At 37.9% G+C, this 13,152-nt stretch carries 10 protein-coding genes and 2 pseudogenes; 5 read left to right on the top strand and 7 right to left on the bottom strand.

Annotated features, from left to right (window positions below):
* Positions 1–22: 22 nt before the first annotated feature.
* From LA20531_RS06675 to LA20531_RS06665, 3 genes and pseudogenes are all read left to right on the top strand, one after another.
* Positions 23–880: an IS982 family transposase gene (locus LA20531_RS06675; protein WP_005727342.1), complete on the top strand. Its 858-nt coding sequence runs from the start codon at positions 23–25 to the stop codon at positions 878–880.
* Positions 881–1,013: 133 nt separating this feature from the next.
* Entirely contained in the window at positions 1,014–2,222 is a 1,209-nt protein-coding gene (locus LA20531_RS06670) for a L,D-transpeptidase family protein (RefSeq protein WP_056940623.1), read from the top strand.
* 83 nt (positions 2,223–2,305) lie between these two features.
* Positions 2,306–2,500: pseudogene (locus LA20531_RS06665) on the top strand (hypothetical protein); the annotation flags it as partial.
* 447 nt (positions 2,501–2,947) lie between these two features.
* Here LA20531_RS06665 and LA20531_RS11920 read toward each other — a convergent pair.
* The 5 genes from LA20531_RS11920 to LA20531_RS06645 all read right to left on the bottom strand — a co-directional run bounded on the left by LA20531_RS11920 (position 2,948) and on the right by LA20531_RS06645 (position 9,385).
* A complete protein-coding gene (locus LA20531_RS11920; RefSeq protein ID WP_271872662.1) occupies positions 2,948–3,433 on the bottom strand; it encodes a YczE/YyaS/YitT family protein in 486 nt (161 codons plus the stop codon).
* A 109-nt stretch (positions 3,434–3,542) separates the two neighbouring features.
* Positions 3,543–3,692, bottom strand: coding sequence for a hypothetical protein (locus LA20531_RS11915; RefSeq protein WP_265668874.1), 150 nt, complete (start codon positions 3,690–3,692; stop codon positions 3,543–3,545).
* A 140-nt stretch (positions 3,693–3,832) separates the two neighbouring features.
* Positions 3,833–5,326 (bottom strand): peptide MFS transporter, encoded by a 1,494-nt coding sequence (locus LA20531_RS06655; RefSeq protein ID WP_056940625.1) that lies wholly within the window; start codon positions 5,324–5,326, stop codon positions 3,833–3,835.
* Between the two features lie 127 nt (positions 5,327–5,453).
* Positions 5,454–6,707 (bottom strand): RNA-guided endonuclease TnpB family protein, encoded by a 1,254-nt coding sequence (locus tag LA20531_RS06650; protein WP_082589052.1) that lies wholly within the window; start codon positions 6,705–6,707, stop codon positions 5,454–5,456.
* A gap of 143 nt (positions 6,708–6,850) precedes the next feature.
* Positions 6,851–9,385, bottom strand: coding sequence for a M1 family metallopeptidase (locus tag LA20531_RS06645; protein WP_056940627.1), 2,535 nt, complete (start codon positions 9,383–9,385; stop codon positions 6,851–6,853).
* A gap of 200 nt (positions 9,386–9,585) precedes the next feature.
* On the opposite strand from LA20531_RS06645, the gene LA20531_RS06640 reads away from it, so the two are divergent.
* Positions 9,586–9,948, top strand: coding sequence for an aggregation-promoting factor C-terminal-like domain-containing protein (locus tag LA20531_RS06640; protein WP_056940628.1), 363 nt, complete (start codon positions 9,586–9,588; stop codon positions 9,946–9,948).
* Between the two features lie 155 nt (positions 9,949–10,103).
* Positions 10,104–11,453, top strand: coding sequence for an IS4 family transposase (locus LA20531_RS06635; protein ID WP_056940753.1), 1,350 nt, complete (start codon positions 10,104–10,106; stop codon positions 11,451–11,453).
* Between the two features lie 212 nt (positions 11,454–11,665).
* Here the strand turns inward: LA20531_RS06635 and LA20531_RS11910 are convergent.
* Both LA20531_RS11910 and LA20531_RS06625 read right to left on the bottom strand, forming a co-directional pair.
* Positions 11,666–12,267: pseudogene (locus LA20531_RS11910) on the bottom strand (ATP-binding cassette domain-containing protein); the annotation flags it as partial.
* 353 nt (positions 12,268–12,620) lie between these two features.
* On the bottom strand, positions 12,621–12,884 hold the full coding sequence (locus LA20531_RS06625) for a hypothetical protein (RefSeq protein ID WP_168170602.1): 264 nt from the start codon (positions 12,882–12,884) through the stop codon (positions 12,621–12,623).
* Between the last annotated feature and the right edge of the window lie 268 nt (positions 12,885–13,152).

Here is a 13,152-nt window from a genome sequence, read left to right as displayed (position 1 = left end):
AAAAGAAAAGAGTCTGATCTGATTGAACTGCCTTAAGCTTAAGCGTTTTAGCCACCATTTACAAGTTAGTTTTAAAGATTTAGTGATAATTTGTCGGCACTGGTATCGTTTGTATGCACCGGCTGAGTTTACTCATCGGCGAAATATTGATCAAATTAAAACTACGGACAGTCTGATTTTGGCTTTACTTATCTGGCAAGCTAAGACAGGAATTGAATCACAAAGAAGATTCTGTGAATGTTTCAATTGTTTATCACACTCACGTTTTAATCGGCGTTCACGTCAGCTATTGCAATTGATTTATCAGATACGGCAAGAAATGAATAAAAAGGTTGACCTGAATGGACAGTTCTTGATCATTGACAGCTTTCCGGTACCTGTTTGCCAACCAATTCGCAACTATCGTGCTAAAATTTTTCGCGGTTATGCCAACATTGGTTATAAGGCCACCAAGAAAATTTACTTCTATGGTTTCAAAGTTCATGCTATTGTTAGCGATGACGGTTACATTCTTGATTATGTCGTAACAAAGGCATCAGTTCATGATGCCAGGGAGACAGTTGAACTGATAGAAAATACCCATCCATCTAATTACTATCTTCTTGGCGACGAAGGCTATTTAGGCAAAGAACTGCATCAACAGCTAAAACAAATGGGTTATGAACTTTGGACACCATATCGTAAAAATATGACAGGAGCTAAAAAGCACAATGATCATCAATTGATGGCTATTCGCAGAACAATTGAAAGCGACTTTTCGCTTCTGACCTATTACAATGCCGAGAACAATCGAGCACGTAGTCTGATAGGCTTTCAAAGCCGGTTGGAAATTGCAATTTTAGCTTATAATTTGGCTTATTGTCTAGAACGATTTAACTAGCACCACGCGTATTCTGTTATCTACATTGCTAATAAAGTAGAATAAGCACGTAACTTTACTATATTAGTAATACTTGCTATACTGTGTCAAAGCAAACGCTTATTCGAAAATTCAAAAGATGGATAATAACAATATGCAATCTAGAAGAGAACTTAGAAAACATAATAACCGCAATAATCTCTATTTAATAATTATCGGCGTAATTATCATAATTGCAATTATTTGTGGTGTGTTTATTCACAACAAGCGAGTTCAAGCCGAACAAAAGCAACGCACTTTTGCGACTACTCACTTCAACCCTAACGTTACTATCTACGGGGTCAAGGTTGGCAATTTAACTGTTAACAAGGCTACCAACAAGATTAACGAAAAGGCCGACAACGTATTCTTCTTGAGAAACAAGAAGTTGGTTTCTGAGCGAGACGCCAACATCCAAACAATTGATAGTCAAACTGTACAAAATTACTTCGATAAACAACATACAGACTTGCCTAACAATAAAAAGTACACTTACAACTCAAAGGACTTAAGCGAAGCAAAGAAGAACTTGCAAAAGATGCAAAAAGCTTCTGTTACTTACAACATTGCTGGTAAGAGCTTCAAGCTAAATGCCGCTGATTTGATTCGTGAAGTTACTTATAAGGATGGCAAATATCAATTTACTGACGTTAAGGGCTTAACTAAGAAGTTAAAAGAAATCAATAACCAAGTTAAGACGCTTAAAAAAACTTACAAGATTGTAGTTCCCGTTGGCAATAAAGTTGATGGTAAAACCATTACCACTACTAACGAAAGCTACGGCTGGGGCGTTTATGTAAAGAAAGCCACTACAGCTGTAGAAAAAGCCTTTATGAACGGCGATGCTACTGTTGATGGTAGTAAATACATCTACGGCGAAGGCTTCAGTACTTATGCTCACGGCTATGGCAAGAGCAACAACGGTATCGGCAATAACTACGTTGTAGTTTCTATCAAGAACCAAGAATTATGGATTGTCCGCAAGGGCCGTGTGGCAGTTCACTTGAATGATGTCGTTACTGGTACTCTTAAAGGCGGTAAAGGCAGCCAAACTCCTAAGGGTGTTTGGTACATCATGTACAAGCAATCACCAAGTGTGCTCCGCGGATTTAACGATGACGGTTCTAAATACGCATCAAAGGTTCAATACTGGATGCCATTTACCTTAAGTGGTTGTGGCTTGCATGATGCTAGTTGGAGAACCGACTGGAGCAAGACAGCTTACTTACAAGGTGGTTCACACGGTTGTGTTAACATTCGCCCTGCAGAAATCAGAAGCGTTTGGGACAACGTCATAACTAATGAACCAGTAATTGTTTATTAAAAATAAGGCTTTTCGAATTTGAAGAGCTTTATTTTTTTGCGTAAAATTAGATAAAAAAGATACAGATTTTTGAGAGGACTCTTATGTTAATAATTGGAATTCTTTGCCTGTTTGTAGCGGCAATTTCATACTTTAGATACTTAAGCGAAAAGCAAAACAATGCTAAGAAAAATAATAAAAACAGTACAAACGAAGCCAAATGGCAACGCACTCTTGCAATTATTTTCTTAATCTTGGGTGTGATTTTGGTTGTCTACGCAGTCGCTTTGCACAGTTTTAAAGCAATAAAAAGATCCCCGAAATTCGTAACCGAGTTTCAGGAATCTTTTCGTTTCAAGGGGATTGGGGGTGTAATTTAAGAATTTGTTATCATGCTAAATTAGAATTTACTAGTTTAATTGCCTTTGTCTTCTTTGATTACCGTTAGCAACAAATATCATTTTTCTCATTTACATCTCTCCTTTTTTCTTAAATTTTGATTGTCTATAGAATACTCGGAGGATTTGAATAAATTATGCGGATAAATTAATGATCAGTTTAAGAGAATCTTGCTTAAAGCATAAGGACGTTAAGAAGTTTAAAAGTTTACTCTTGCAAATAAAAAAGGTCCTACTTGCGTAGAGCCTTATTTATTAGGTTTATTTACTTTTTTAGCCTTAGCTATTCTCTTATTCAACTCATCTTGCAAGAGCCTTTCTTGTTCAACGAATGAATCATCCATTTCCTTAGAGTTGGCCATGTTGCGGCGAACAATCCAACTGACTTCTTAAATCAGAAGTTGAGTATTCAGACATATTGTTACGCATCGTTTCAGTCGTTTGCAACGCGTTATAGATAGTGTGATAAGTACGCTTACCGATGTGCGACAAAAGCATAACGGCAGAGTTTTGATTACGTTCTTCCTTAGGCTTAGTGGCGGCGTCAATCGTCTTAACCATTGGGTTTGATACGTGATCGTTCCACCATGAAATAAGTGGACAAGTGAAGAAGGCAACGATGATCGTACCAAAGCCGACAGGACCGCCTGCAATAACGGCAGCGACCATGAATAAAACGTCTTGTGTGATTCTAGCAGTTCGGTAAGATAACTTCGTTCTTTGCGTGATAATTGGTGCAATAGCATCATATGGTGCCGCACCAAGGTCCGGTGCCATGTAAAGCGATGCACCCAGCGTGAACAAAGTCAAACCGATCAAGGTGTCAGCTGCCACAATCAAGAACGTAGTTCGGTAGCCAAATAATTGGTGGTAAATCGTAGTAAACCATTGAATTTAAAATCCGACCAGAACCATGTTTAAGATAGTACCGATTCCGATTTGCTTACGGTCCAGCCACAAAATAAAAATGAAAATCACCAAGTCCGATTCCTAATTTGTTAGAAATACCGGTGTTCATGGCAGTAAATGGATCTAGACCACCACGCAAAAACGTGGTTCCCATTGATAAAATAGCCACACCAATAAATGACATCAACGTTTTATAGGCGATATTCGCTCAATAATTTTCTTCTTTTTCATAAATCCTTTCCCTTTTGGCATTTCATTTTAAATTAATATTCGCTTTTTGACCAATAAAAATAATCCTACTTTTTCAGTAGGATTATTTTTCAACTAGTGTACGCCTTCCATTAAGACGTTAATTTTCTTAACTAAAGCAAACATGATAATGCCGAAGATTGCACTCACTATACCAACAGCCAAGAAGTATTGAACTTCAGTACCAGAAGAATAGAATTTAACAATTTGGGCGTTAACTGCCTGACCGGTTGCATCAGCCATGAACCACATACTCATCATTTGTGAACGGAAAGCATTTGGCGCAAGCTTAGTCGTAATTGACAAACCAATTGGTGAAATCAGCATTTCCGCAATTTCAACCAAGAACCATGAACCGACAAGCCATAATGGACTAACTCTGCCACTGGTACCAAAGAGCATCCCTGGCAAAGCCATCCACATGTATGAAAGGCCTGCAAATACAAGACCTGTAGCGAATTTACCTGGTGCACTTGGTTGCTTTTTCCAGTGTTCCCAAAGCCAAACGAATACTGGCGTCAAGATCATGATAAACAATGGGTTAAGTGACTGGAAGTTAGCTGCCGCAAAGTGCCAGCTGCCAACATGAAGCACAGTTCTTTGTTCCGCAAAAAGTGCTAAAACAACTGAACCGGATTCTTCTATTCCCCAGAAAATAGCTGCGGCGAAGAATAATGGAATATAAGCTTTAACACGTGAACGTTCAATCTTAGTAACCTTAGGGCTCCGGAGCATCATGACGAAGTAGTAGATTGGCAACGCAATAGCCAAAATAGTAAGCAAAGTAATAACGTTATTAACGTTTAATTGACCTACACCAGCCATTGCAGCTAATACAATAGCGATTGCGACAATACCAATAACTACCCATTTAATAATGTTGAGCAAGTCGCCTTTATCAATTGGGTCATTTGGCGTCAAACTATCAGTTGAAAGATATTTTCTACCACCCAGAGTGTATTGCACTAAACCCAAGAACATACCAATAGCGGCAAGTGAGAAGCCGGCATGGAAGTTCCATTCGGTGCCAAACACGTTAAAGCCGAAGCCTTGTGCTGCCCATGGTACAAGAAGTGGTGCAAGGAATGAACCAATATTAATACCAAAAACAAAAATACTAAAACCAGCGTCTCGACGACGATCTTCTACAGAGTAAAGACCACCAACCATTGAAGATACGTTAGGTTTAAGCAAACCCGTACCAACCACGATCAAAGCGATTGAGGCATACAATGCACTAACACCAGCTGGCAAAGCCAAAACAATGTGACCGAGCATGATCAAGACACCACCATAAAAGACGGTCTTTCTTGAACCCCATACTCTATCTGAGAGCCAACCACCAACTAAGGTAGATAAATAAACAAGCGAACCATAAATTGACATGATTGAAGCAGCGGTAGTTTGGTCCATACCCAGACCACCCTTGGTAACTGCGTAATACATGTAGAATAATAAGATAGCCCGCATGCCGTAGTAACTGAAACGCTCCCACATTTCAGTGAAGAATAAAGTGGACAAGCCATTTGGCTGTCCAAAGAATGCTGTATTTGAATCTCGTTTACCCAAAGAAAAACTCCCTTCTTATCTAAGGTAAGCAATGAACTACACCGGCACTAAAGTGCCGGGTTTCTGGGAACACTGAGTAGTGTTTAGGATCTTACATTGAACTAGTCAAATACCTAACTCACAGAACTCAGCTTGTTACCATGGCCAGTCCCTGACCAGTTGGCGTTGCTTTATGCAGGATATTAACTGCCGCATTAATATCTCGGTCATGCTTGGTTTGACACCTAGAACAGGTCCATTCACGAATTTCTAATGGCTTAGCGCCACTGTTATAGCCACATTTTGAACAAATTCTGGAAGTATTCTTAGGATCAACTGCAATTAGCTTTTTTCCATACCATTCGCATTTGTATTCTAGCATTTGTCTGAATATCCGCCATGAAGCATTGGCAATTGACTTAGCCAAATGATGATTTTTCTGAAGATTCTTGGTTTTCAAATCTTCAATCGCAATTACATCATATTGCTTAACTAAATGCGTAGTTAGTTTATGCAGATAATCTCTGCGCTGATTAGCTGCTTTAGCTTGGCACTTAGCTTTTGACTTTTGCGCTTTTTGCCAATTAGTGAAACTCTCTAAGCTTCTAGGACAAAGAACTTTTTTATTCCTGTCTTGCAAAACTAATAATTTAGCTAAATGTCTGCGACGAGCATATTTTCTTTGCCAGACTTTGGCTTTCTTTTCAAAATAAGAACTGTCAAAACTAGGATATTTTAGCCCATTAGACAGAATTGCTAAATCAGCTACGCCAACATCAATTCCAACCTGTTTGTCAGTTAAGCTATACTTCTCTGGTTCAGGTATTTCAGCTTGTAGAGACAAATAATACTTGCCCGTTGGTTCAAGCAGAACAGTGTAGCGCTTAATCTTAGTGTTTTGCAAAACTCCAGTCTTGCTGGTTTTGACATAGCCTAATTTAGGAATCTTCAAGTACCTTTTACCTGCAGTTTTTATGATTGCCTTGCCTGTATAAGACTTTTTCAGATACTTGCGTGAATGAAAACGAGGCTTGCCAATTTGACCAGTTTTATCTTGAAAGAAGTTCTTCCAAGACTGAGTTAGGAATTCATTAACTACCTGCAAGCTTGAAGAATCGCTGTTTTTCAAAAAAGGATATTCTTTTTTAAGCGGCTTAAGCAGATAATTCAGCTTGAACTTGCCTAAAAAAGGCAAAGCTTTATTATTCTGATAGCGCTCATTCATCATGGCCAGCATTTGATTCCAAACAAAACGATCATTGCCAAACATCTGCTCAAGCTGACCTTGTTGAATTTTATTAGGATAGAGTCTTAATTTGATCCCTTTTAGCACATTTGTTCCCTCCTTTCTTTTTAAGATTATATCAAACATATGTTTAAGAAAGAAGGGGGGAACAAGCAAAAAAACTAAAAAAGGCCGAATTCATCACGGGATTGAAATCCCGTGTTTTCTCCGTCAATTAATCAATAAAAACAATTATACCACGAAAAATAAGGACCTATCCTATTTACAGATAGATCCTTATTTTTATTACTTTATATTACTTAATCAATTGCTTTAGCAACTGCATCATTAACAGCATCTTTTTCAGCTTCGATCAAGTTAACCTTACTTTCGATGACCTTAACGTCCATCTTAATTTCACGACTAAGAAGTGGAACATTAATCTTTGGTTCAAAGAATTCCTTGAATTCCTTAAGTCTTTCTGGGGTATGGAAAACGCCTGTAGTAACAGTGATAAATGTAGCAAATTCCATGTCACCACCAACAGTCTTGTCAAGCCAATCCCAGTCTTCTCTGATCCAGTCCCAAGCTGCTTGTTGACCATAATGGTTAGCAAGTAAACCACGATACCAACCACGTAAATCTTGTGGCTTAACTACGTCAGCATTTTCAAAGTCGCCAACAATAGCCTTGATAGCTGCAAGATCCTTGGTGCTGGTTACAGCGCTGCGTAAGTCAACCTTGTATGATGGGTCAGCTGTTCTTTGGTATTCCTTAATTAACTTATCAACTAATTCAGCATTGCCAAAGTTCTTAACTTCATTGATTAAAACGTATGGACGAATATCTGCATTCAATGCTTCCAAGTTATCTTCATTTTCAGTAAAGATTTGGTGAGCTGCCTTAATTGAGTCCGCGTTTTCAGCGTAAAGACTTGCGCTTAATTCGTATGGACGAATTTGAACATCTTCATCGCTTTCGCCAGCCTTAACCTTCCAGCCTAAGCGAGCAACTTGATCCTTAGATAAGAGATCGTAAAGCTTCTTCAAGTTCTTTTCTGCGGCAGAATCTGGTTCAACGAATTGACGCAATTTAGCAGCAGTAGTGTACAATGCGTTGATTACCAAGCTTGACTTAGAATCTGCGAACTTAGTAAGAAGTGGCACGATTGAAGCGTATGAAATTTGCTTACCTTCTGCCAAAAGTCTAAGGTCTTGCAATAATTGCAACTTATCAATTGGTTCAAGTTCGTCAACCTCTGACAATATATCATCAAGCAAAGTCTTGTCGTACTTAACGATGAAGTGTGAGTTGTTGCCAATGTTAAGTCTAAGTGGGTGACCTGCTTCTTCACGGATAACCTTGTAGTTACCTAAGTCTAATTCTTTTTCAGACATAATCTTAGGAGCGTCGAAGTTTGCGTTCAATGGAATTTGCCATTGTCTACCCTTGTCTTCACCTTCGCCAACGAAGAATTGCTTTTGAGTAAGCTTCAAGTGACCATCTTCATCGATAAATGCGTTAACTACAGGGTAACCTGGTTGCTTAAGCCATGAGTGCATAATCTTACCGATATCAAGATCAGTAGCAGTTGAAAGTGCATCCCAAAGATCGTCACCAGTGGCATTGCCAAACTTGTGGTGATCGAAGTAGTACTTAAGGCCCTTTCTCAAAGCATCGTCGCCAAGAAGTGAACGAACCATGACTAACATTCTTGAACCCTTAGCGTAAACGATGGCACCGTCAAAGACAGAGTCAATATCAGCTGGGTCGTTAATTTCCATTTGAATTGGTTGAACACCGTCTGTAGCATCACGTGATAATGCGGCAGCAGCTTCACTAGTTTGGAACATTTCCCAGATGTGCCAGTCAGGTTCCAAAGCGTCAACTGACAAGTATTCCATCATGTTAGCGAAACTTTCGTTAAGCCATAAGTTGTCCCACCACTTCATGGTTACCAAGTCACCGAACCATTGGTGAGCCAATTCGTGAGTAATAACAGTGGCAACAAGCTTCTTCATTTCAAGACTAGTGTTGTCCGGATCAAGCAATAAGTAAGCTTCACGGTAAGTTACAAGACCCCAGTTTTCCATGGCACCAGCACTGAAGTCTGGCAAAGCAAGTTGCAATGATTGTGGAAGTGGGTACTTAGTTTGGTAGAATTCTTCGTAAAATTCAATTGCACGTTTAGCAATATCCAAAGCGAAGTCTAATTCCTTAGGCTTGTGAGCCTTAGTTGCGTAAACCCCAATCAAAACGCCATCCTTAGTGTGAGTGGTCTTTGATTGTAAGTCACCAAAGGCAAATGCGACAAGGTAGCTTGACATACGAACAGTTTCTTCAAAGTGGTGGTAGCCATCTTTGTCAACTTCAACTTCTGGCATGTTGGCAAGTGCAACTTCGCCGTCTTCTTCATCCCACTTAAGAGCAAGGGTGAAGGTAGCCTTAGCTTCTGGTTCGTCAACACATGGGAATGCTTGACGAGCAAAAGTAGTTTCAAATTGCGTACCGATAATTTGCTTCTTCTTACCTTCTAATTCGTAGTATGAAGGGTAAATACCCATCATAGTGTCGGTAAGTGGTGCGCTATAAGCAATTTCGATTACGGCTCTGCCAGTTACGCCAGTTTCAATCTTGATTGCTTCGTCTTTTTCAACTACTTCAAAATCAACGTCCTTGCCATCAACCTTAACGCTGTCGATGGTCATAAACTTTTGATTAATGAATACTGGGTTTTCAATTACGTCACCAGTAATAGTAGAAGTACCGTTAATCTCTTTATTCTTACGGTTTACATTGATGCGCAAATCGTAATGCTCTGGGTGAAAAGTTTCATAAAAACGTTTTACAGCCATTTTGACCTCCTAAATAATACATATTTCCCTTAAATTTTACCAAACTAAGGACGTAAACGCTTAAAAAAGGCTAATTATTCTTGATTGTAAGAGTGACGTTGTCGTTTTGTAACACTGCTGTCACATTGACCTTGTACTATATAATCATAGTCATTAAGAAATAAATAATTTTTTTAAGTTTTAAATAAGGAATGAATAAATTGAATAAACACGTTAAATCTACTTTAGTAAAAATCATAGCTGCATTAGCACTTGCCTTTGCATGTGTCGCAGTTGCCGAAACTTTTTCTACCAACTCAGGCAATCAAACTGTACAAGCCGCAACCAGAAAGCTTTCAAAGAAAGAAAAGGCTGCTAAGAACTGGATCGCAATGCGCGAATCAGGTGGTAGCTACACTGCTAGAAACGGTGTTTGTTACGGTAAGTACCAATTAAATATCAGTTACTTACGTGGCGACTTATCACCAAAGAACCAAGAACGTACTGCTGACAACTACGTTTACGGCCGTTACGGTTCATGGGTAAATGCCAAGAAGTTTTGGTTAGCCCACAACTGGTATTAAAAATAAAGGTTTATTATTCACTACCTGAAACTTGAAAGCTAGAAATCATGCTCTTTTGCCATGGTTCCTAGTCTTTTTTGCGTAAAAATAAAAACGCAGGATCTCTCCGCGTTATACTTTAAGTGTCAAATTCAAAGTAAAGGAGATCCTACGCAATGAAAAGTATAACGCAATTCGACCAAGAAAAGGACACTGAATCTTTAATTTTTGCTTTTTCTAAATTAATTGGTCTAGCTGATTTAAGCAAAAAGGTAAATTTTAAACGCCATTCCCTGGTTAGCTTGTTAATGGTTATTACCTGGATGATCAAGGCTAGATTTGCAAGAAAGTCGCTTTACCGCTGTCAGCGCGCAAAGGATTTTACTGCCAAAACTGGCAGAAATGTGCTTAATGATGGTCGTATTAACTGGCAGAAGCTAGTTTGTTTGACTGCTGTCAAACTGATTTCTGTTTTGAAGCCGGTAATCGATCGGCGTAGAAGATTAGCTTTAATCGTTGATGATACGCTAATGGCTCGCTCTTGTTCTAAGAAGACTGAACTATTGGCTAAAGTCTATGATCATGATAAACATGAATTTCTAACCGGCTATCGGGGCTTAACTATTGGCTGGAGCGACGGTAATACCTTCTTACCGGTTAATTTTGCTTTGATGTCAACCAAGAAAAAAGAGAATATGATTGGCAGCCAACCAGTCACTACTGATCAGCGCTCAATTGCTGGCCGTAGAAGAACTCAAGCTCAAAGACCGATGAATACTGTCACCGTAGAGCTGATTAAGCAAGCTGTCGCTATGGGCATATCAGCTGAATATGTCTTATTTGATAGCTGGTTCTCTTCACCTAAAATGTTCTGGCAGCTGAAGCAATTAGGGTTAGATAGCGTAGGCATGCTTAAGCAGACCAAGAAAGTTTATTATCGTTACCGCGGCCGCCTTTATGATGTCAAAGGACTGTATGAACGTTTGGCTGCTTCCAAAATGCATCAGAAAACAGACTATCTCTATAGCAGCGTGGTTGAAGCCGAATATCAAGGACATGCTTTTCCAATTAGATTAGTCTATGTCACTAAACGCGGCAGTAAAGGAAAATATTTAGTACTGGCAACTACGCAATACAAGCTGCATCCACAAGAAATCATTCAGCTCTATGGCCGCAGATGGCAGATCGAAACTTATTTTAAAGCAGCTAAGCAATATTTAGCCTTAAACAAATCACAGATCCAAAGCTATGATGGACAATGCGGCTACATTGCCGTGACGGCTCTAACTTATGATCTGTTAGCTTGGCAAGAAAGACAAAGTACCGATGATCGAACCTTAGGCGATTTATTCTATCTAATGAATGAGGCGCTGCCTGATTTAGCCTTTGAAGAAGCATTGGTCTACTTGCTTACAGCTTTCAAAGAAGTAAAGGCCGAAATCTCCGCGACAGTGGAACAAATATTAGACAACTTTATTAAGTTATTGCCGGTTTTCATTCAAAAGCAACTTCTGAGGACAACTTAAAAACTAATTTAAGAAACAAAAAGCCAGATCCGATAAGAGATCCGGCTAGTTTTAGTGCTTTCAAGTTTCAGTCACTACTTAATTCCCAGAAAAATAAAAGAAAAAACAGTTTAGTCAAATTGATTAAGCTGTTTTTTTGTTGCGTTTAAATCTCATTTGGGGCAAAAATTTGTGGGATGAAGATTCACCTCCATCCCACAATAGGTATAACATTATTTATTATCTTGTAAATAAATCTCTCTATCAAAAAGATCATGTAATTCCTTCGACCAATTATGTGCAATAAAGACAATTGTTTCAGGGCCTTGTAAAATATTCTTTAAAATTTTCAAAGTAGCTTTTTCATCAATAGCTAATGTTCCTTCATCAATTAATAGTAACTTACTACCATAGACCTTAGTCCTTGCTAAAACAACTTTTTTTCTTTGACCACCCGATAGATTCAATTGATCCCAATTAATGTATGTATTTATGCCATTAGGCATTTTTTTAGATCTGTACCTAATTGCATTTTTTTAGCAACTTCTTCAGCTTCACCATCTAACTTATTATTAAACATTGTAATATTTTCCTTAATTGTTCCTGGAAAAAGCGTAGGATCTTGAGGAATATATCCAATTTTAGCTAAATCAGGATGAATTTGCTGACCATTTTTATCTTTAAAAATGATTTTTCCTTCGGTAGGTTTTAATTCCCCTAATATTAACTTAAATAATGTGCTTTTTCCTGTACCACTGTCACCTGATAAAAGAATTTTTTCGCCTGATTTAATTGTAATATCAGGATATGAAACAACCTCACCATTACTAAAATGCTCTTGGAGTTTAACTATTGATAGTTCCGCAAAATTAGCAATATTATTTTGACCATTTTCTTTATTATTTAGGTCTTTTGCTTATTGAATCATAGTCGTATTTTGGTTCAAAACAACTAATTCAGAAAATATAAGACTAGCAAAATTACCTATACTAAAAAATACACCTATGAACATATGAACAAATTACCTGTCAAAATTAAATATCCTGTTAAACCATTAATTACAACTTGAGCCATCATATTCAGTCCCGTGGACAACATATTAATGCTTGCAGAAGTTTTTTCCTTATTTATCTTAGCTTTTTCTAATCCGCGTGAGCCTTCTGACAACACATCTAGCAACTTGAATTTTCAATGGTAACGCTGTAAAACAGCTAATCCGCTCATCCATTTTTCAATTAAATCAAGGTATATTTTATTCTTTTCAGAAACTTTATTAGTCAATTTTTGTAGTGGCCCAGAAATATACTCGGGTAATAGCAATAACGCAAATGCTAAACAAAAAATAAGGACCAACAAATAAATATTAAATGTTAACACTACTGCTGCTGAAAAAATTATATCTAAAGCAAAATTCAGAATTTTATATTGTGGCATTAAAAACGTTTCTTCCATTATTCTGACAGTTTAACAAGTTATATAACTTAAACAATATATGTTTAAAATTCACAAGTGAAGTAGGATAAATGGTAATAAATTTACCTGTTTCCCCATAATGAACTGTTTCCAGATAAATTCTTTAGAACAGCCCCGACATTAGAAATGTATTTAAAACATATATTTTCTTGCTTACAAAATAAATAAATTCTAGGCCGATTTCATTAATTCAAGTTTTAGTAGTATTTTTATTTTCCTAGACTAAATGGTGGATCATAAATCTATG

The sequence above is a fragment of the Lactobacillus amylovorus DSM 20531 genome (genome assembly GCF_002706375.1).
In the GTDB taxonomy this organism is placed as follows: Bacteria; Bacillota; Bacilli; order Lactobacillales; family Lactobacillaceae; genus Lactobacillus; species Lactobacillus amylovorus.
This window is presented reverse-complemented; position numbering and strand designations above follow the sequence as displayed.